Annotated in this window: 18 protein-coding genes; 11 read left to right on the plus strand and 7 right to left on the minus strand. The window is 73.7% G+C overall.

Going from position 1 to position 20278, the window contains the following annotated elements:
- Positions 1–67: 67 nt before the first annotated feature.
- Both ACFWTC_RS10525 and ACFWTC_RS10530 read right to left on the minus strand, forming a co-directional pair.
- Positions 68–694, minus strand: a complete 627-nt coding sequence (locus ACFWTC_RS10525; protein ID WP_383923728.1) for a hypothetical protein — start codon at positions 692–694, stop codon at positions 68–70.
- 484 nt (positions 695–1178) lie between these two features.
- Positions 1179–2402: an ROK family transcriptional regulator gene (locus tag ACFWTC_RS10530; protein WP_383923733.1), complete on the minus strand. Its 1224-nt coding sequence runs from the start codon at positions 2400–2402 to the stop codon at positions 1179–1181.
- A 55-nt stretch (positions 2403–2457) separates the two neighbouring features.
- Between ACFWTC_RS10530 and ACFWTC_RS10535 the strand changes: the two genes are divergently transcribed.
- The 3 genes from ACFWTC_RS10535 (at position 2458) to ACFWTC_RS10545 (ending at position 6016) form a co-directional block, all read left to right on the plus strand.
- Positions 2458–3672 (plus strand): MFS transporter, encoded by a 1215-nt coding sequence (locus ACFWTC_RS10535; protein ID WP_383923736.1) that lies wholly within the window; start codon positions 2458–2460, stop codon positions 3670–3672.
- 117 nt (positions 3673–3789) lie between these two features.
- Positions 3790–5256 carry a uracil-xanthine permease family protein gene (locus ACFWTC_RS10540; RefSeq protein ID WP_383923739.1) on the plus strand — a complete coding sequence of 489 codons (1467 nt, stop codon included), beginning with the start codon at positions 3790–3792 and terminating at the stop codon, positions 5254–5256.
- A 76-nt stretch (positions 5257–5332) separates the two neighbouring features.
- Positions 5333–6016, plus strand: coding sequence for a DUF5995 family protein (locus ACFWTC_RS10545; protein WP_383923742.1), 684 nt, complete (start codon positions 5333–5335; stop codon positions 6014–6016).
- Between the two features lie 540 nt (positions 6017–6556).
- Here the strand turns inward: ACFWTC_RS10545 and ACFWTC_RS10550 are convergent.
- The 3 genes from ACFWTC_RS10550 to ACFWTC_RS10560 form a co-directional block, all read right to left on the minus strand.
- Positions 6557–8254 (minus strand): flavin monoamine oxidase family protein, encoded by a 1698-nt coding sequence (locus ACFWTC_RS10550; protein WP_384028079.1) that lies wholly within the window; start codon positions 8252–8254, stop codon positions 6557–6559.
- 43 nt (positions 8255–8297) lie between these two features.
- Positions 8298–9098, minus strand: coding sequence for a carbon-nitrogen hydrolase family protein (locus ACFWTC_RS10555; protein ID WP_383923748.1), 801 nt, complete (start codon positions 9096–9098; stop codon positions 8298–8300).
- 179 nt (positions 9099–9277) lie between these two features.
- Positions 9278–9661 carry a hypothetical protein gene (locus ACFWTC_RS10560; RefSeq protein ID WP_383923750.1) on the minus strand — a complete coding sequence of 128 codons (384 nt, stop codon included), beginning with the start codon at positions 9659–9661 and terminating at the stop codon, positions 9278–9280.
- A gap of 488 nt (positions 9662–10149) precedes the next feature.
- Here ACFWTC_RS10560 and ACFWTC_RS10565 point away from each other — a divergent pair, with 488 nt between their 5' ends.
- Positions 10150–10629 carry a hypothetical protein gene (locus tag ACFWTC_RS10565; protein ID WP_383923753.1) on the plus strand — a complete coding sequence of 160 codons (480 nt, stop codon included), beginning with the start codon at positions 10150–10152 and terminating at the stop codon, positions 10627–10629.
- Positions 10630–10711: 82 nt separating this feature from the next.
- Entirely contained in the window at positions 10712–11017 is a 306-nt protein-coding gene (locus ACFWTC_RS10570) for a WhiB family transcriptional regulator (protein ID WP_383923756.1), read from the plus strand.
- 39 nt (positions 11018–11056) lie between these two features.
- Here ACFWTC_RS10570 and ACFWTC_RS10575 read toward each other — a convergent pair whose 3' ends face one another.
- Both ACFWTC_RS10575 and ACFWTC_RS10580 read right to left on the minus strand, forming a co-directional pair.
- Positions 11057–11512: an Lrp/AsnC family transcriptional regulator gene (locus tag ACFWTC_RS10575; RefSeq protein WP_030027017.1), complete on the minus strand. Its 456-nt coding sequence runs from the start codon at positions 11510–11512 to the stop codon at positions 11057–11059.
- A gap of 10 nt (positions 11513–11522) precedes the next feature.
- The gene (locus ACFWTC_RS10580) at positions 11523–13013 is read right to left on the minus strand and encodes an amino acid permease (protein WP_383923759.1); all 1491 of its coding nucleotides are present in this window, start codon (positions 13011–13013) and stop codon (positions 11523–11525) included.
- Positions 13014–13434: 421 nt separating this feature from the next.
- On the opposite strand from ACFWTC_RS10580, the gene ACFWTC_RS10585 reads away from it, so the two are divergent.
- The 6 genes from ACFWTC_RS10585 (at position 13435) to ACFWTC_RS10610 (ending at position 20250) form a co-directional block, all read left to right on the plus strand.
- Positions 13435–14568, plus strand: coding sequence for a GDSL-type esterase/lipase family protein (locus tag ACFWTC_RS10585; RefSeq protein WP_383923762.1), 1134 nt, complete (start codon positions 13435–13437; stop codon positions 14566–14568).
- A 117-nt stretch (positions 14569–14685) separates the two neighbouring features.
- Positions 14686–15657 carry an SCO0930 family lipoprotein gene (locus tag ACFWTC_RS10590; protein ID WP_384028080.1) on the plus strand — a complete coding sequence of 324 codons (972 nt, stop codon included), beginning with the start codon at positions 14686–14688 and terminating at the stop codon, positions 15655–15657.
- A gap of 139 nt (positions 15658–15796) precedes the next feature.
- Positions 15797–16648, plus strand: a complete 852-nt coding sequence (locus tag ACFWTC_RS10595) for a LytR/AlgR family response regulator transcription factor (RefSeq protein ID WP_384028081.1) — start codon at positions 15797–15799, stop codon at positions 16646–16648.
- A gap of 244 nt (positions 16649–16892) precedes the next feature.
- The gene (locus ACFWTC_RS10600) at positions 16893–17168 is read left to right on the plus strand and encodes a hypothetical protein (RefSeq protein WP_383923770.1); all 276 of its coding nucleotides are present in this window, start codon (positions 16893–16895) and stop codon (positions 17166–17168) included.
- A gap of 122 nt (positions 17169–17290) precedes the next feature.
- Positions 17291–19021: a cation acetate symporter gene (locus ACFWTC_RS10605; RefSeq protein WP_384028082.1), complete on the plus strand. Its 1731-nt coding sequence runs from the start codon at positions 17291–17293 to the stop codon at positions 19019–19021.
- Positions 19018–20250, plus strand: coding sequence for a histidine kinase (locus tag ACFWTC_RS10610; RefSeq protein ID WP_383923776.1), 1233 nt, complete (start codon positions 19018–19020; stop codon positions 20248–20250). Before ACFWTC_RS10605 ends, ACFWTC_RS10610 begins: the two co-directional genes overlap by 4 nt.
- Positions 20251–20278 lie beyond the last annotated feature (28 nt).

A 20278-nucleotide genomic window follows, 5' to 3' on the forward strand; every position in this document is an offset into this window, starting at 1 on the left:
GCGCTGGAGTGCGGCCAGGACAGACGGCACGCACCGCGACGGCTTCCCCGCGCAAGCACTCCGCACCTCAGTCCGAACCGCCGTCGGCTTGGGCGCTGTTGTGCCGGGTGCGCCATGTCCACACCACGTGTCCCACCAGAGCCACCGCGACGAGGATGGCGATCACTCGACTCGCACTCCAGGTGACTTCGGCACCTCGGCCCGCAGAGTCCGCTTCCGCTGCGAGGCGAAAGGAGGTCTCAAGGCAGACGATCAGCGGAACGAGCAGGCGGAACGAAAGGCCACCGATTCCGGGGATGCGCGCCAGATTTCCGAAGAGTCCCATCGGGGCGCCCAAAAGAAGGGCGGCTGTTCCCCAGACGAGGATTCCCGACACGTTGACTTCCCTGTGGAGCCCGTCCGAGGCCGCCATTCCGCTCGGTACGGCGGGATGGAGGGTCTTGAGTCCGTAGTAGACGATCACGCCGACGGCCAACGCCGAAGACGCCAGCAGGGTCGACTCGACCTTCGACTGCCGGCTGTATCCGACGAGGAACCCGAAGCAGGCCCACGACCACCCCCCGGAGAACACGAGGCTCACGACGTGAAGGACCGGGCCGTCGAACGTGCCCGCGAGCGCACCGGTCGCGCCCAGCACGGCACCTGCGCCGAGGGCTGCCGGCACGGATATGCAGCGGGTAAGCGGAGGGTTCATTTCACACTCCCTGTCTGATGGCCGGTCAGCCGTATCGTCGCAGCGGTCCGTCCACGTACGCCTCCAACCGTTCTGCCCGCACCTCGGAAGGGGAACTCCAACCGCTGACCCCCTCGTCCACCGCGGGCGGGATGACCGCGTCCGTACCCGGCACGGCGAGCACCGCCCCCGCGTACGCGTCGATCACCGCTACGGGCCCGCTCGAACCGTTGCCGCAGGCTCAACTCGGCGAGCATGTCCGTGCTTTCGCCGTGCCCGGAGAAGTCGAAGGCGACTGCGCGACAGCCGTGGGCCACGAACTCCCGGGCCAGGGGCGCAGTCAGTCCGCGCGCTGGTGCCTGCGCCGTGCAGCACCACGGCGGTGGCCCGGACGGATCGCCGCCGTACCCACCGCCGAGCCGCTCACCGTCGTGGACGTGCGTGAAGCCGAAGAGCATGCCCCCCATTCACCCACGCCGTGGCCGCGGTTCCGAGGACGGGCGGCCTAGCCTCCGAACAGGACGTCCTGGGCCGCCTCCCGGGCTGCCAGTCTGGCCCCCGCCAGGACCGCCGGGCCGCCCAGGGAGGTGGCGCGGACCTCCGTCGGGAGGGGGGTCAGCGTCGCGAGGCGGCGGGCCACCCTGGCCGCCAGGGACGGGCCGCCCGCGAGGCCCAGTTCGCCGCCCAGGACCACGCAGCCCGGGTCCAGGACGGCCGCGACCGCGGCGGCGCCCAGGGCGAGCCGTTCGGCCAGGGCGTCGAGGAACGGTTCCCCGGCGGCCCCGGCGACGGCCTCCTCCGCCGGGCCGCCGAAACCGTGGGCGCGGGCGAGGGCGGTGACCGCGTCCCGGCCCGCCAGGGCGTGGAAGCCGCCGCCGCAGTCGGTGGCGGAGGGCAGGCCGCCGGTGCCGGGTACGGGGAGGAAGCCGATCTCCCCGGCCCCGCCGGAGGCGCCACGGCGCAGCCGGCCGTCCAGGACCACGGCCGCGCCGACGCCGGCGCCGAGCCACAGCAGGACGAAGGAGTCCAGGTCGCGGGCGACGCCGAGGCGCTGCTCGGCGAGGGCGGCCAGGTTGGTCTCGTTCTCCACGACGACCACGGCGGGCAGGCTCCGCTGGAGGGCCGTCACGAGGTCCCGGTGCCAGGCGGGCAGGCCGCTGGTGTCGCGGAGTTCGCCGGTGGCCGGGGCGACCAGGCCGGGGGCCCCGATGACGACGGTGTGCAGGTCGGCGGCTCCGGCGCCGCGGGCGGTGCGCAGGAGGGCCTCGACCGCGTCGCCCGGGGCGCCGACGGGCAGGGCGGTCTCGGCGAGGGGGTGGCCGAGCAGGTCGGTGACCACGGCGGTGACGCTGTCCGTGCGCACGTCGAGGGCGGCGAGGTGGGCGCGGTGGGCGACGATCCCGTACAGCTTGGCGTTGGGTCCGCGGCGCTGCTCGCCGGACTCGCCGGCGACCTCGATCAGCCCGGCCCCGGTGAGGCGTTCGACGAGGTCGGCGACCGAGGGGCGGGAGAGGCCGGTCCTGGCCTTGAGCTGGTTGGCCGTCAGCGGCCCGGCCTCCTGGAGGAGCCGCAGGGCCAGGCGGTCGTTGATGGCGCGCGCCGTGCTCGGCGAGGCGGGGGTCGGCGCCGGGGCGGGAGCCGCGACCGACGCGGCGGTCGCGACCGCAGTGGGGTTGGGCGCCGGGGCGGGGCTCGGGACCGGGGCGGGAGCAGGAGTCACGGCGCCCATCCTAGGGATTGACAGCCACTAACTATCAGGCAGGGTCCCTGATAGTTTATCGCCCATGACCGGGGAAACCGACCTCAGCCCGGCGCGCCTGCGCCACGCCCGCTTCGCGATCGCCGCCGTGTTCTGCGCGCACGGCGCCGTCACCGGCTCCTTCGCCACCCGCATCCCCTGGATCCAGGACCACGCCCAGCTCAGCGCGGGCACCCTCGGCCTGGCGCTCGCCTTCCCCGCCCTCGGCGCGGCCCTGGCGATGCCGCTGGCCGGACGGATCAACCACCGCTTCGGGGCCCGCTCCGCACTGCGCGCGCTGCTGGCGATGTGGACCTTGTCCCTGATCCTCCCGAGCCTCGCCCCGAACCTGCCGGCACTCTGCTTCGCACTCTTCGTCTACGGGGCCACCTCGGGCATGTCGGACGTGGCGATGAACGCGCTGGGCGTGGAGACCGAGAACCGGCTCGGCCGCTCGATCATGTCCTCCCTGCACGGCATGTGGAGCCTGGGCGCCCTCTTCGGCTCCGCCGCCGGTACGGTCGCCGCGCACACCGGCGCGGACGCCCGGCTGCACCACCTGATCGCGGCGGTCGCGCTGACCGCGGCCGGGCTGGTCGCCGTACAGGGCGTACTGGACCTGAAGAACGATCAGGAGGCCCAGGCGCCGCCGCACTTCGCGCTGCCTCCGAAGTCGGCGCTGCTGATCGGCGCCGTCGGCTTCTGCGCGGTCTTCGCGGAGGGCGCGAGCCTTGACTGGTCGGCGGTGTACCTGCGCGACGTGCTCCACACGGACGCGGGGCTGGCCGCCGCCTCCACCACCGCCTTCGCGCTCACCATGGCCGTCGCCCGCCTCGTCGGGGACCGCGTGGTGGACCGGTTCGGGCCGGTGCGCACGGTCCGGGCCGGCGGGGTGCTGGCCACCGCGGGCGGGCTGCTCGTGGTCCTCGTCCGGCATCCCGGGGCGGCGCTGGCCGGCTTCGGGCTGATCGGGCTCGGCATCGCGGTCGTGGTGCCGCTGGCCTTCGCGGCCGCGGCGCGCAGCGGGCCCGCCCCGGCGCAGGCCATCGCCGGCGTCGCGACGATCACGTACACCTCGGGGCTGATCGCGCCGTCCGCGATCGGCGCGGTCGCGGACGCCACCTCGCTCGTGGTCTCCTTCGGCCTGGTCACCCTGCTGGCGTTCGCGCTGATCGGGGGCGCCGCCGTACTGCGGCCGAAGCCGGCGGCGGAAGGAGCCTCGCGGGGGGACCGGGAGGAACCTGTGGATATGCGGCCGTAACATATCGCTGGCCGCCGAGGCCCACTCGTCGACGCGGCGCCGGTGGGGCGTCGTTCCGGCGACGGCACCCCGCGGCCGTGACGCTCGATCGACCGGCGGAAACGGAAGTGGTGGAACATGGGCCTCGGCGTGCGCTGGACCCTGCACGGAGACGGGCGGACCCCCGCCCCGGGCGCAGTGGTCCGGCCGGACGAGCGGCTGTCGTGGCCGCGTACCGCCGGGCTGGGCGCCCAGCACGTGGTGGCGATGTTCGGCGCGAGCTTCGTCGCCCCGGTCCTGATGGGCCTGGACCCCAACCTCGCCATCATGATGTCCGGCGTCGCGACGGCCATCTTCCTGCTCGCCACGCGCGGGCGGGTCCCCTCGTACCTGGGCTGCTCCCTCTCCTTCGTCGGGGTCGCCGCGGCGATCAGGGCGGGCGGCGGGAACAGCGCGGTGGTCACCGGCGCGGTCTTCGTGGTCGGGGTGGCGCTCTTCCTCGCCGGACTCGCGGTGCGGCACTTCGGTGCGCGGATCATCCACGCGGCGATGCCGCCGGTGGTGACGGGCGCGGTCGTCATGCTGATCGGCTTCAACCTGGCGCCGGTCACGGCCTCGACGTACTGGCCGCAGGACCAGTGGACGGCGCTGCTGGTCATGGCGTTCACCGGGCTGGCCGTGGTGTGCCTGCCCGGGTTCTGGTCGCGCATCGCGATCTTCCTCGGACTGGTCTTCGGGTACGCGATCTCCTGGGTCTTCGACCTCGTCTTCGGGAAGATCCACTCGCCGGTGGGCGGCGGCGAGGCCGTGGACCACTGGCGCCTGGACCTGTCCGGGGTCGGCAAGGCCGACTGGATCGGGCTGCCCGCCTTCCACGCCCCGGCCTTCGAGTGGTCGGCCATCCTGATCGCGCTGCCCGTGGTGATCGCGCTGATCGCCGAGAACGCCGGGCACATCAAGGCCGTCGGCGAGATGACGGGCGATCCGCTCGACGACCAGCTCGGCACCGCCATCGCTGCCGACGGCGCCGCGTCCATGCTCTCCACGGCGGTCGGCGGCCCGCCGAACACCACGTACTCCGAGAACATCGGCGTCATGGCGGCCACCCGCGTCTACTCCACGGCGGCGTACTGGGCCGCGGCCGCTTTCGCCCTGCTCTTCGGCCTGTGCCCGAAGTTCGGCGCGGTCGTCGCCGCGATCCCGGGCGGGGTGCTCGGCGGCATCACGGTCATCCTGTACGGCATGATCGGCCTGCTCGGCGCCCAGATCTGGCTGAACGCCCGGGTGGACCTGCGCAATCCCCTGAACCTGGTGCCGGCCGCGGCGGGCATCATCATCGGGATCGGCGGGGTCCGGCTCCAGATCACCGACACCTTCGAACTCGGCGGCATCGCGCTCGGCACGATCGTGGTGGTCGGCGGCTACCACGCCCTGCGGTACTTCGCCCCCGCGCACCTCAAGCGGCAGCAGCCCCTCCTCGACTCCGGCACCTCCGCCTACGACGACCCGGACGGGCGGGACGGGCGGGACGGACCGGACAGGCTGGACGGACCGGACGGGCGCCGCGGACCGGACGGCGAAGGCGGCCCGGACAAGCCCCGTTGACGCGTTTTCGCCCGAATCGGCGAAGCGTACGGCCAAGTTCCCCGCATCCGGGCCGGCGCCTGCGACCCTGCCTCCCATGGAAGCGGTGCTGGCGCGGATGCGCGCCCTGGACGAGCGGCTCCCGCCGCAGGACGGTGTCGCCGTCTTCAACCGGGTCTACCTGACGGTGACGGAGACCCTGCACCGGCGCATCGGGCACGGGGACTTCCCCGCGCCCCGACGGGCGCAGACCCTCGGCGTGCGGTTCGCCGAGCACTACCTGGCGGCGGTGGAGGCGGACCGGGCCCCGGCCTGCTGGCGGCCGCTGCTCCAGCACCGGCGCCATCCGGGGGTCCGCCCCCTCCAGCACGCCCTGGCCGGGATCAACGCGCACATCGGCCACGACCTGGCGGTGGCCGTCGTGGCGACCTGCGGCGCCCTGAACTGCGAACCGGCAGCGCTGGAAGCGGACTTCGACCGGGTCGGCGACACCCTGGTGGCGCTGGAGGAGCACATCCGCGAGGAGCTGATGCCGGGCCCGGACCTCCTGGAGATCGCCGACCCGCTGACCCACCTGGTCGGCTCCTGGAGCCTGGACCGCGCCCGCGCGGGCGCCTGGGCGGCGGCGCGGCTGCTGTGGACCCTGCGCCGTACGCCCGACCTGGCGGAGGAGTTCCGCGAGTCCCTGGACGCGGGCGTCGGCCTGGTCGGCCGCTGCCTGCTGACCCCGGTGGCGCTCCCGGTCCCGTCGGCGAACGGCCGCTGCCCGGTGCGCCTGTGACGCGTCGGCGGCCGGGCGTGGTCGCCGTACACGGCAGGGCCGTCTCCCCCATACGTGCTGGGAGGGACGGCCCCGCTGCTCTGCGAGCCGGTTCCGGCAGTGCCGTTACGGCTGGTGGATGTCCTTCCATGCGGTCCAGTGACCATTGGCCGGCCGGGTGGTCTGGCTGATGGTGCCGCTGGCGATGGCGGTCAGCCGGAAGCCGTCCCCGGCATAGCCGCTAGGTTCTCAGCATGCGGCAACTGCGAGGACTGGATCTTCTCAGCAGTGAGGGACGTACTTACCGGATGAGCATCGAGAACGAGCGGCCGGAGCTGGACGAGGTCGTAGAGGCCCGTCGGTGACCGCACTCATCACGGGCAACTGGAGCAAGGTGTTCCTTCATCGAACCCTGACGGATCTCCGTCCACGGAAGCCCTGCCGGATTCTCCGGCAGGGCTTCCGCCGTCCCGGACTGCCGGGTCCCGTCGGCAAACGTGAAAACGGGCCGGCCCCGCGCTGTTCGCGCGGGGACGGCCCGTTGTTCTGGTGCCCGGGGACTCAGTCCTCCGGGAGTTCCACCGGGGCGATGTCGTCGTAGCGGTCGCCCGGGCCCGGGTTGGTGGCGTCGGTGGAGCCGCCGAGGTGGTGCATGACGCCCCAGACCGCGTTCAGCGCGGTCTGCACGGCGCCCTCGGCCCAGCCCGCCGTCCAGGAGATGTCGTCGCCCGCGAGGAAGATGCCGCGCTTGTCCTCGGGGAGGCGGTCCTGCATGAAGTGGGTGAACAGGCGGCGCTGGTAGCGGTAGTGGCCCGGCAGGTTCGCCTTGAACGCGCCCATGAAGTAGGGCTCGTTCTCCCAGGACACGGTGACCGGGTTGCCGATGACGTGACGGCGGATGTCGACGTTCGGGTAGATCTCGCCCAGGGACTTCAGCATGACCTCCATCCGCTCGTTCGCGGACAGCGGCAGCCACTTCAGGCTGTCGTCGCACCACGTGTACGAGAGGCAGATGACGGCGGGCTTGTCCGGGCCGTTGTCCAGCAGGTAGGTACCGCGCGTCATGCGGTCGGTCAGGGTCATCGACATGACGTCGCGGCCCGTCACCTCGTCCTTGTCCAGCCAGAACGGGCGGTCCACGGGAACGAACAGCTTCGACGACTCCATGTAGTGCGTGCGCTCGATCGCCGTCCAGTGGTCGATCGGGAACAGCGTGTCGTCGCACTCGATCTTCGACAGGAGCATCCACGACTGGGCCGTGAAGATCGCGGCGCGGTAGGTGCGGATGTCGCCGGAGGAGTCGGTGACCGTGATGCGGTTGCCCGCCGTGCGGTGCAGGCGGGTGACCGCCGGGCGCGGGGTGCCGCCGTGCAGGGAGGACAGCGAGGTCCCCTGGGCCCAGTGAACGATCTTCTCGGGCTCGCGCTCCCACAGGCGCAGCGGGAGCTGCTGCGAGCCGCCCACGATGCCGCGGTGGTGGTCGTCGGCCTCGGTGTAGACGACGCGCAGGATCTCCAGGATGGAGTTCGGGAAGTCGGTGTCCCAGCCGCCGGTGCCGAAACCGACCTGGCCGAAGATCTCACGCTTGCGGAAGGACTGGAAGGCCTCGGACTTGCAGAGGAACCCGTAGAAGGTCTCGTCGTCGAGCTTCTCGACGAGCTTGGCCCAGATCTCGCGGATGCGCGGGACGTCCCGCTCGCGCATCGCGGTGTTCATGTCGGAGAAGTCGGCGCCCTCGTCGAGGCAGTCGTTCCACGCGGCGGCGACGTCGCGGTAGACCTGCGGGAGGTCGGCGATGGTCTCGGCGTAGTGGGACTCGCCCTTGAGGTCCACGACCGTCGAGGGGGTGGCCTCGGACAGCGGGTTCGGGAAGGGCTCGGTGGCCAGGCCGACGAGGTCGATGTAGTGCTGAAGGGCCGTGGAGGACGGCGGGAAGCGCATGGCGCCCATCTCCGCGGTCAGCCCCTCGGTGCCGGCGCCCTCGAAGCCGACGGTCCGCAGCCGGCCGCCGATCTGGTCGGCCTCGTAGACGACGGGCCTCAGACCCATCTTCATCAGCTCGTAGGCCGAGATGATGCCGGAGAGCCCGCCGCCGATCACGGCGACCTCGGTGCCGAGCTCGGTGGCCGGGAGCTGGCCCAGGCCCGCCGGGTGGGCGAGGAAGTCGTCGTACGCGTACGGGAAGTCCGGGCCGAACATGGTGATCGGCGGCTGTCCGTCGCTGTGCGGGACGGCGGTGGTGGGCACCGTGGACGTCATGGGGTACGGCTCCTTGCGGGCGGCAGGCTGGGGGGAAGTGGTCTCAGACGAGGGAGGCGTAGAGCCCCGGGCGGCGGTCGCGCAGGTACGGGTTGGTCCTGCGCGAGGCGCTCAGCAGCTCGGGGTCGGCCTCGCCGAACACCAGCTCCTCGCCGCGTCCGGCCCGGGTCCGGGTGACCCCGTCGGGGCTCGCCAGGCAGCTGAGTCCGACGAACTCGAACTCACCTTCCGGGCCGGTGCGGTTGACGTACGCGATGTACATCTGGTTTTCGAAGGCCCTTACGGGGACGAGCTGTTCGGCGACGAACTGGAAGGGGTGCATCTGCGCGGTCGGCACCAGGAGGAGGTCGGTGCCGGCGAGCGCGTGGGCCCGGACGTTCTCGGGGAACTCCACGTCGTAGCAGATCATGATGCCGACGCGCAGGCCCCCGAGGTCGGCCTGGACGACGGGGGTGTCGCCGGGGGTGAAGGCCTCCTGCTCGAAACTGCCGAAGAGATGCGTCTTGCGGTAGTTCGCGAGCGGGGCGCCGTCGGCGCCGATGAGCTGCGCCGCGTTGAAGACGGCGTCGCCCGCGCGCTCGGGGTAGCCGTACAGGACGGCCACCCCGTGGCGCCGGGCGATCTCGCCGATGGCGACGGCGGACGGGCCGTCGGCCGGTTCGGCGAGGGCGGCGACGTCCTCGACCTCCAGGGCGTACCCGGTGAGGAACATCTCCGAGGTCACGAGGAGCCCGGCCCCGCTCCGCGCGGCGCGCGCGGCGGCCCCGTCGAGCGCCTTGAGGTTCTCGGCGGTGTCGCCGAGCCGTCCGGAGCTCTGGAGGAGGGCGGTGCGCAGCGGGGGCATGGACTACCTCTGTGGCAGGAGGGGTGTGGGGGTCATACGACGGTACGTTCGCGCGTTCGACGCGGACAAGCCGTGACCGTTGCGCTCTGCGCATCGATTCGTTGCGCATTGCACGCCCTGCCCGGCGATTCGTTGCGCGGCGCCCTTTCAGGCCCCCACGAACCCCCTGCGGGGCCCTGTCAACGGGCCGTGCGGAAGGCCGGGTGGGCCGCCAGGAGCCGCAGGTCGTCGAGGATGTCGGGAGCGTGGTTGGAGACGACGCGGCCGCTCCAGGTGTCGCAGAGCGCGGGGACGGCCGACGGGCCGTCGTAGTGGTGGCCTGCGGCCTCGTAGGCGAGGCGCAGGGCGGTGTGTCCGGGCGCGTCGGGGTCGGCGCCGAGGACGGTGGCGGCGACGGAGTCCGTCAGGCCCAGCCGGGCGAGGGTCTCGGCCACCCGCGCGGAGCGGGGACAGCCGGCGTACAGGTACAGGTGGTAGCGGTGCGGGACCGGCGAGAAGCCGGCGCCGATGCGGCCGCGCAGGGCGGGGGCCGGACCGGTGCGGGGCAGGACGGTGGGCGACATGGCACTCCTGGCACTGGCGCGGGGTCGCCGGGGCGCGGCGGGGCCGGGGCGCGGTGGGGCGCGCGGCCGGGCCGTCCGTCAACACGGCGTACCGGGTACGGGTGTGGCGGGTACGGGCCTGCCCGGTGGGGTCGGGGCCGCCTCGTACGGGCCGTTCGGGTACGGGGTCCGGAGCTCAGGCGCGGGGGCCGAAGGCGCTGCAGACGCGCAGGAGGTCGATGTGCAGGCGCCGGGTCAGCCACCAGCGCCGGGGGGTCCGCGTCCGGGTGTGCTCCGTGGGGTCCGTCCGCACCGGTCGCACCCCCGTTCCCGTCGTCGGCGGCCCGTTCCGCGGTGGTGAGGCTTCCCGCGGCGGGCACCGGCCGTCGCGGCCGTCCCCCGCAGTCTCGTGGCGGGCGCCGGGAGCCGTCAAGAAGGCGGCGGGCACCGATCGCGCGCCGCCGCGCCGAGGAGCGCCCAGGAGCGCCGAGGAGAAGGAGCCCGTACGCATGTCCCCCGAGGCACTCGACAATCCGGTCTGGGCCGCGCCGGCCGGACCGCACCGGAGCTTCGCCGAGTACGGGCCCGCCGGTCCGGCGGTGCGCTATCGCGCGGACGCGACCCCGTTCGCGGCGCTCGCGGACCCGGAGGACCCCCGCGCCTGGGCGGACCTGGCCGCGCTCGCGGGGCCCGGCGAGGGCGTGTGGCTGACGGGGCTGGTGACCCCGCCGGCGGGGTGGCACACCGCGGTGTCCGTACCGGGCGTGCAGCTGGACGGCCGGGCGGTACGGGCCGAGCCCGCGCCGGAGGCCGTCCCGCTGGGGCTCGCGGACGTGCCGGAGATGCTGGTCCGCGAGCGGGGTGACAGCCCGTTCCTGCACGTGGCGCGGGAGAACGCGGGGGCGCTGCGGCTGTACGGGTCGATGGGGTTCGCGCCGCGGCGCCGGCCGCTCTTCCTGGGACTGCGCACGCCGCCCGGGGCGGCCTGATCCGGCGCCGGTCGCCCCCGGCGGGGTTTCGCGGGCCGCCGAGTGGTCACACGCGGGGACAACCCCACGGAGAGGAACTGACATGTCCGACGTCGCACGCCAGCCCGGTTCCGCGCAGCGCTCCTGGCAGTGGCAGTCCCGCGCCGCCTGCCGGGACCTGGGGTCCGGGCGGTTCTTCCACCCCGCCGGAGAGCGGGGCGACGACCGCGAGGAGCGGGACGCGGCGGCCAAGCGGATCTGCGCGGGCTGCCCGGTCCGCAGCGCCTGTCTGGCGCACGCGCTGCACACCCGCGAGCCGTTCGGCGTCTGGGGCGGCCTGACGGAGGAGGAGCGCCGCGCCCTGCTGGAGGGGCGCGAGCCCGCCCTGTCGGGCGGCGGCCGGCGGTAGCCGGGCACCGCGGGGCAGGAGCGAGTTTGCCGACACCCCTTAGGCCGGCGCTCCCGACGTGAAGCGCCGCAGCAGCGGGGAGAGCACCAGGACGGACTTCGTCCGCTCAACGAACGGCTCCCCGGCGATCCGTTCCAGCACCCGTTCGAAGTGCCGCATGTCGGAGGCGAAGATCTGCACGAGGGCGTCCGCGTCGCCGGTGACGGTCGACGCGGACACCACCTCGGGGTACCGCTCCAGGCCCCGCCGGATGTCGTCCGGCGAGGTGTTGTGGCGACAGTAGATCTCGATGAAGCCCTCGGTCTCCCAGCCCATCGCGGCGGGGTCCACGCGGACGGTGAAGCCCGTGATGGCGCCTTCCGCCCGGAGCCGGTCCACGCGCCGTTTCACGGCGGGGGCGGAGAGCCCGACCTCGGAGCCGATGTCCGCGTAGGAGCGGCGGGCGTCCTCGGCTAGGGCGTGCACGATGCGTTCGTCGAGATCGTTCAGTCGCACAGAGGGTGGATCACTTCTCTTCAGCGGCCTCCGCGGCCGTGGCGGCCAGGGAGGCGACAGTGGCCAGGCTGGAGCGGCGCATGCCGTAGATGAAGTAGAGCACGAGCCCGACCGCCATCCAGCCACCGAACACGGCCCAGGTGACCGCCGGCAGCTCCGTCATCAGGTAGCCGCAGAAGAGGAAGCCGAGGATCGGGGTGACGGGGAAGAGCATCACCTTGAAGGTGCGGTTCATGTCGGGGCGGGTGTAGCGCAGGATGACGACCGCGATGTTGACGAGGCCGAAGGCGAAGAGCGTGCCGATGCTGGTGGCGTTCGCCAGCTCGCCGAGCGGGATGGTGGCGGCCAGGATCCCGCAGAAGAGGCAGACGATGATCGTGTTGACGCGCGGGGTGCCGGTCTTCGGGTCGACCTTGGCGAAGGCCTTCGGCATCAGGCCGTCGCGGGACATCGCGAAGAGGATGCGGGTCTGGCCGTAGAGGACGGCGAAGACGACGCTGGCGATGGCGACGACCGCGCCCGCCGCGAGGATCACGCTCCAGAACGCGTGTCCGGTGACGTTCTCCATGATCTTGGCCAGGGCGGCCTCGCTGCCCTCGAACTCCTGCCACGGCATGGCACCGACCGCGACCAGCGCGACGAGGCAGTACAGGGCGGTGACGATGCCCAGCGAGAGCATGATCGCGCGCGGCAGGTCCTTCTTCGGGTTCTTGGCCTCTTCACCGGCGGTGGAGGCGGCGTCGAAGCCGATGTACGAGAAGAAGAGCATCGAGGCGGCGGTGCTGATCGCGGTGACGCCGAGCGGGGCCAGCGGGGTGTAGTTGCCGGCCTTGATGCCCATGAAGCCGATGACGCAGAAGAGCACCAGCGTGACGATCTTGACGCCCACCATGATCGAGTTGATCCGGGCGCTCTCCTTGGCCCCCCGGAGCAGGAAGACCATGCACAGCAGGACCACGACCAGGGCCGGCAGGTTGATGTAGCCGTTCTCGCCGAGCGGGGCGGAGAAGGCCTCGGGGATGGTCAGGCCGAGCGTCCCGTCGAGGAGCTCGTTGAGGTACTGGCCCCAGCCGACGGCGACGGCCGCGACCGAGACGCCGTACTCCAGGATCAGGCACCAGCCGCAGATCCAGGCGACGAGCTCGCCCATGGTGGCGTAGGCGTACGAGTACGAGGAGCCCGAGACCGGTATGGAGCCCGCCAGCTCGGCGTAGGAGAGGGCGGAGAACAGGGCGGTCAGGCCCGCGACGATGAAGGCGATGAAGACGGCCGGGCCGGCGATCGGAGTGGCCTCGCCGAGCACGACGAAGATGCCGGTGCCCAGGGTGGCGCCGATGCTGATCATGGTCAGCTGCCACATGGTGAGCGAGCGCCGGAGCGCTCCGCCCTCACCCTGGCCGCCTTCGGCGACCAGCTGCTCGACGGGCTTGCGGCGCAGCAGCGGGTGGGCGGGCCTGCGGGGCTCGGACGTGAGCGGTGGCGCCTGGCCGTGATCGAGCACGAGGGGACTCCTTTGTCGCTGCGGGTGGGGGTTGCGAGGCATCGACCGCAGCGGTCCGGAGCAGGAGCAGGCAGAGCCTGGGCATGGGGGACCGCCGAGCAGGCGGTCCACGCCACTCCACGTACAGCGAGTGAGCCTACGAGCTGAGTGATACCGCCCGTAATGCACCATCCTTGCACATTGGCGGACGATCGTTGCGCGGATCTGTCCTTCATGGTCCTTCGTTGCGCACGGATGATCGATCGCTGCGCAGGCGGCCTCGAACCCGATTCTTGACACCTCGTCAGATCTACCGCAGCGTGCCGCCCGGACCTGCTGGTCCGTACGGATCGACGCACCCGGCGGCGGTGAAAACGGGCCCTGCGGGGTACGGGTGAACGCGGCGGCTCCGGGGTGGGCGGGGCGGCCGGAGGAGAGAGGGGTGGGCCTCGTGGGCACGGACATGGGTACGGGCATGGGCACAGGGACGGGTACGAGTACGGACACAGGGACGGATACGGATACGGGTACGGGCACAGGGACGGATACGGGCATCGGCACCGGCACCGGCACCGGCACCGGCGCGGGGTGGCAGGATCCCGGACCGTTCCTGCGCGGCGTCGCCTGGCTGGACGGGGGCCGCCCGGTGCGCGCCGACCCGGCGGACACCATGCGGCTGCCCTGGGACACCGGCGAGCGCGCCGGCCTGCCCATCGGGGTCCGGCTGGAGTTCACCACCGCCACGGCCCGGGCGGTCGAGATCCACTACCGGGCGACCCTGCCCGGCCCCACCGACGCGCTGCACGACCTCGCACACGGCTTCGCCCTGTGGGACCGCCACGGGGTGGTATCGGAGGTGTTCACCGAACCGGCGGCGCAATCCGTGGTCCGCATCGAGCTGGGCGGTGGCACCGGCCCGTTCACCATCCACCCGCCCGAGACGCAGTCCCCGCTGGTGCTCGGGCTGCGCGGGATCGGCGGCGGCCTCGCCCCGGCGCCGGCCGCCCCGCGCTGGGTGGTGCACGGGGACTCCATCACCGAGGGCTGGTGGTCCACCCGCCCCGCCCACGGCTGGCCCGCGGTCGCCGGCCGCGCCCTGGGCTGGGACACCGTCAACCTCGGCTATGCGGGGGCCGCGCGCGGCGAACTGGCCACCGCCGAGCAGCTCGCCGGACTGCCCGCCGACGTCCTCACGCTCGCCTTCGGCACCAACTGCTGGTCCCGGGTGCCCTTCTCGGCGCCGCTGCTGTACGAAACCACGCGCGCCTTCCTCGAACTGGTCCGCCAGGGGCACCCCCGGACCCCGCTGCTGCTGGTCTCGCCGCTCCTGCGGCCCGACGCCGAGCGCACCCCGAACCGGCTCGGCGCCACCCTGGGCGCCCTGCGCGACGCGATGGAGCGCGCCACCCGGGACCGGATCGCGGCCGGGGACGAGTGCCTCGCCGTGCTCCCGGGCCGTGACCTGCTCGGGCCCGAGCACCTCGCGGACGGACTGCACCCCAACGACTCGGGGCACCAGGTCCTCGGCCTCGCTGTGGTCACGGCCCTGCGGCGCGCCGGGTTCGACGCGGGGTGAGTGAAAGAGCCCACACCGCCCACCGTGAACGGATCGCGCCCACCACCCCGTGTCCTGGGCACAGTTGCCGCCGCTCCGGCGGAGACAACATGACGGACACACACGTGGGAGATCGACATGGGCATGAAGCGCGGAACCACCCTTGCAGCGGCAGCGATCGTCGTCGCCCTGGCGGCGACGGCCTGTGGCCCGTCGGACGACAAGGCCGCCGACACCACCCAGCCCGCGGGTGCCGCCTCCGCCCAGGACCCCTACGGCGCTCCGGTGGCGGACGCGGCCGCCGGGGCCGGGGCCAAGCCCGCCGGCCAGCTCGCGGCGGCCGCCAACGAGCAGCTGGGGCAGGTCCTCACCGACGGCGCCGGGCTCACCCTCTACCGCTTCGACAAGGACGTCGCCAAGCCCCCGAAGTCCAACTGCGAGGGCGACTGCGAGAAGACCTGGCCGGTGGTCGCCGCGGGCGACGTCACCGCCGCCGCCGGGATGGACCCGGCCCTGCTGGGCGAGGTCGAGCGCACCGACGGCAGCAAGCAGCTGACGGTGGCCGGCTGGCCCGCGTACCGCTTCAACAAGGACACCAAGGCGGGCGACGTCAACGGCCAGGGCGTCGGCGGCGTGTGGTTCGCCTTCGGCCCGGACGGCAAGAAGGCCGCCAAGGCCGCCGCGGCCGCCCCGGCTCCGGCACCCGAGGCGGGCGGCGCGGGCGCCGGAGCGGGCGGTGCGGTCGAGGCGGACGCGGCGCTCTCCGTCGCCAACGACCCCAAGCTGGGCGATCACATCGTCGACGGGAAGGGCATGACCGTCTACCGGTTCAAGCCCGACACGCAGTGGCCGATGGTCTCCAAGTGCGAGGGCGCCTGCCTGGAGAAGTGGCCGGCCGTGCCCCCGGTGGACAAGGCGAACGCCAAGGGGATCATCGAGAAGAACTACCGGGTCCTGGACCGTCCGGACGGCAAGAAGCAGCAGAGCATCGACTGCTGGCCCGTCTACACCTTCTCCGGCGACAAGAAGGCCGGTGACACCAACGGCCAGGGCGTCGGCGGCACCTGGTACGCCGTGTCCCCCGAGGGCAAGCTGATCACCGTCAAGTAGCAGCGGGCTCCTCCCCCGCTCCCCTCCCCACCACCACACCTCCCCCACCGACCGGAACCGCGCGGCCCCCGCCCCCCTCCCCCCGGGCGGGGGCCGCGCACCGTTCCGCCCCGGCGCGGCCGTGCCTACACTCGGCCGCATGCTGCGCGTACTGGCCGTCGACGACGAGAAGCCGCTCCTGGAGGAACTCCTCTTCCTGCTGCGCTCCGACCCCCGGGTCCACCGCGCGGAGGGCGCCTCGGACGCCACCGGGGCCCTGCGCCGGATCACCCGGGCCCTGGAGGGCGGGCCGGACGGGGACGACGGCATCGACGTGGTCTTCCTCGACATCCACATGGCCGGGCTGACGGGCCTGGACATCGCCCGCCTGCTGGCCGGGTTCGCACGGCCGCCGCTGATCGTGTTCGTCACGGCCCACGAGGGCTTCGCCGTACAGGCCTTCGACCTGAAGGCCGTGGACTACGTGCTGAAGCCGGTGCGCCCCGATCGCCTGGCCGAGGCCGTCCGCCGCGCGTGCGCGCAGCTGGGCCGCGCCGGGGAGGCCCCGCCCGGTACGGGCACCGCGCCCGCCGCCCCCGCCGGACCGGTCCCGGCGGTGCCCGCGGCCGTACCCGGTCCGCGCAGGCCCGGCGCCGGTGTGCCCGCCGCCGACCGCGCCCCGGACCAGATCGCCGTGGAACTCGGCGGGGTCACCCGCTTCGTGGCCATCGCCGACATCGCCTACGTGGAGGCCCAGGGCGACTACGCCCGGCTGCACACCGACGACGGCAGCCACCTGGTCCGCATCCCCCTGTCGACGCTGGAGGAGCGCTGGGCGGCCCGCGGGTTCGTCCGGATCCACCGCCGCCACCTGGTCTCGCTGGGCCGGATCGACGAGCTCCGGCTGGACGCGGGCACCACCAGCGTCCGGGTCGGGGCGGCGGAACTGCAGGTGAGCCGCCGGCACGCGCGGGAGCTGCGGGACCTGCTGATGCGCCACGCGACGGGCTGAGGGCAGCCGCCGGGACCGGGGTACGGCCACCCGGGACGGGTAGACCGCCCGTCCGCCCCGGACCGCCGCCCGCCCCGGACCCCGCCCCCGCGCCGACCGCCCGGCGCTCCCGGGCGCCGTTCGTCGCACGGGGGCGGGCGTACGGCGACGCGGCGCGGCCGTCGGCCGCACGGCGGGGGTGACGCGCCGGGGCGCCGTTGACGCCCCCGCGTATCGTGGATCTTTCCGGGGCGGGGGGAGCGAGATGTCCGAGATCCACGCGCTGCTCGACGCCCTGGCCGGGCTGCCCCGCACCCGGCCGGCCGGGCCCGCCGAGGCCGCGGTGCTGCTGGCCCGCCTGCGCAGCGCGGCCGCCCGCTGGGCCGATCTCCTCTACGAGGCCGGCGAGGGCGTCCGGGACCAGGTCCCGCCCCGCGCGGACGCCGCGCTGACGCTGGCCTTCCGGCGCGCGGAGGAGTCGTACGTCGAGCTGGAGATCGCTCTGCGCGACTGCGCCGATCACCGCCACCCGGCCCGCTGACCGGGGCGCGGACCGCCCGTCCACCCGCTTCCGGGGCCTCCGTACGGGCCGGTTCACGCCTGTTGCCCCCTCCCGGGCGTGCATAGACTCCGGTCACCCTCCTCCAGCCGAAGGACCGACCGGTGAACCAGACGTACGCGCTGACCGCGGTCGCCGTCGTCGTCCTCGTCACCGTCCTGGTCGGCGCGCTGGGCCTGCGGATATCCCGGACCACCTCCGACTTCTACGTCGCCTCGCGCACCGTCGGCCCCCGGCTGAACGCGGCCGCCATCAGCGGGGAGTACCTCTCCGCCGCCTCCTTCCTCGGGGTGGCCGGGCTGGTGCTGCTCCAGGGCCCCGAGATGCTCTGGTACCCGGTGGGCTACACGGCCGGCTACCTGGTGCTCCTCGTGCTCGTCGCGGCCCCGCTGCGCCGCTCGGGCGCGTACACGCTGCCGGACTTCGCGGAGGCCCGGCTGGAGTCGCAGGCCGTGCGCCGGATCGCGGTGCTGTTCGTGGTCGGGGTCGGCTGGCTGTACCTGCTGCCGCAGCTCCAGGGCGCCGGGCTGACCCTGGAGATCCTCACCGGGGCACCGCACTGGGTGGGCGGGGTGGTCGTCGCCGTCGTGGTCGGCGCCGCCGTGGCCGCGGGCGGGATGCGCAGCATCACCTTCGTGCAGGCCTTCCAGTACTGGCTCAAGCTCACCGCGCTGCTGGTCCCGGCGTTCTTCCTCGTGGCCGCCTGGGCCGGGGACGGCGCTCCGCGCGCCTCCTTCGACGCCCCGGCCGTGTTCGGCCGGCACACCGCCGTCACGGTCGCCGAGGACGTACGGCTGTCGGTGGAGGCGCCGCTCGCCGTGACGGTCACGGGCCGGGTGGACGGGCGGGCGTACGAGGCGGTCCCGCTGGTCCTCGCCGCCGGGGAGCACTCCGTACGGGCGCACGCGCGGCTGGAGTTCACCCCCGGCACCCCCGTCCCGGGCACCCGGACGGAGGCCGGGCTCGGAGTGTCCAGCTGGTCGGAGCCGCTGTCGGGCGACGAGCGCGGGTACCGGCTGTACGCGACGTACGGGCTGATCCTCGCCACCTTCCTCGGCACGATGGGGTTGCCGCACGTGGCGGTGCGCTTCTACACCAGCCCCGACGGGCGGGCCGCGCGCCGCACCACGCTGGTCGTGCTCGGGCTGGTCGGCGTCTTCTACCTGCTGCCGCCGGTGTACGGGGCGCTGGGCCGGATCTACGCCCCCGAACTGGCCCTGACCGGCGACGCGGACGCGGCCGTGCTGGTCCTGCCGGAGCGGATGCTGGGCGGGCTGCTCGGGGAGCTGCTGGGGGCGCTGCTCGCCGGGGGCGCATTCGCCGCGTTCCTGTCGACGGCCTCGGGGCTGACCATGGCGGTGGCCGGGGTGCTGCACCAGGACGTGCTGCCGTCGCGCGGGGTGCGCAGCTTCCGCTGGGCGGTGCTCGTGGCGGTCCTGGTGCCGCTGGCGGGGAGCGTGGCGGCCCGGGACGTGCCGGTGGCGGACGCGGTGGGGCTGGCGTTCGCCGTGTCGGCCTCGTCGTTCTGCCCGCTGCTGGTGCTGGGGATCTGGTGGCGCGGGCTGACCCCGCCGGGTGCGGTGGCCGGGCTGGTCACCGGGGGCGGGGCGGCGCTGAGCGCGGTGCTGGCGACCCGTGCGGGGCTGGCCCCGGCGGGCTGGACGCACACGCTGCTGGCATGGCCGGCGGCCTGGTCGGTGCCGTTGGGGTTCCTGACGATGGTCCTGGTGTCGCTGGGCACCCGTGCGCGCGTGCCGGGCGGTACGGCGGCCACCCTGGCGCGGCTGCACCTGCCGGAGGGCGTGGCCGGTGACCGGGTGGGGGGTACCCGGTGACCGGGGCGGTGACCGTACTCCTCACGGTGGCGGCGGCGGCCCTGCTGCTGGGCGCGGGCTGGGCGGCGGGGCGGTTGCACGCCCGGCACGACGGCCGGGCGGCGGTGGACCTGGGGACCCCGGTGGAGCGGGCCACCTTCCACACCCTGCACACGGCCTCCCTGGCGGCTCCCCCGCTGCGCGCAGGGCTGACCGAGGACGCGGCCCGCAAGGCGGCCCGCCGGCTGCGGTCGCTGCTGGGCACGGAGGCCCTGTGTCTGACCGACCGGGAGTCGGTGCTGGCCTGGGACGGACCGGGCGCCGACCACCACGGGCGGCGGGCGATGGCCCGGGTCGCCGAGACGCTGGACTCGGGGCGCAGCCAGAGCGTGCGCACCGGGTGCGAGCGGCCCCACTGCCCGCTGAAGTGGGCGGTGGTGGCCCCCCTCACCGGCGAGGACGGGATGCTGGGCGCGCTGGTGGCGTACGGGTCGCGGGAGTCGGCGGTGCTGGTGCGGGCGGCGACCGAGGTCGCGCGATGGGTATCCGTACAGCTGGAGCTCTCCGAGCTGGACCGGTCGCGGACGCGGCTGATGGAGGCGGAGATCAAGGCGCTGCGGGCGCAGATCTCCCCGCACTTCATCTTCAACTCCCTGGCGGCGATCGCCTCGTTCGTGCGGACCGATCCGGAGCGGGCCCGGGACCTGCTGCTGGAGTTCGCGGACTTCACCCGGTACTCCTTCCGCCGGCACGGGGAGTTCACCGCGCTGGCCGACGAGCTGCGCTCCATCGAGCAGTACCTGGCGCTGGCCGGCGCCCGGTTCGGGGACCGGCTGAAGGTGACCCTGCGGGTGGCACCGGAGGTGCTGCCGGTGGCGCTGCCGTTCCTCTGCCTCCAGCCGCTGGTGGAGAACGCCGTCAAGCACGGGCTGGAGGACTCCACCGCGGAGTGCCGGATCACCATCGCGGCGCGGGACGCGGGCTCGGAGGCGGTGATCACGGTGGAGGACAACGGGGTGGGGATGGAGCCGGACCTGCTGCGCCGGATCCTGGCCGGGGAGCGGGCCGGCTCGTCCTCGGGGGTCGGGCTGCCCAACGTCGACGAGCGGCTCCGGCAGGTGTACGGGGACGCGTACGGGCTGGTGGTCGAGACGGGGGTCGGCGCGGGCATGAAGGTGACGGTACGGATCCCGAAGTACCGTGCGGGCGTGCACAGTTCACCGCCGGGTGGCGATCCCGCCCGGCCCTGACGCGCACGCCGCGGACGACTGGTACGGC

It is taken from the genome of Streptomyces sp. NPDC058619, from assembly GCF_042717785.1.
Lineage (GTDB): Bacteria > Actinomycetota > Actinomycetes > Streptomycetales > Streptomycetaceae > Streptomyces.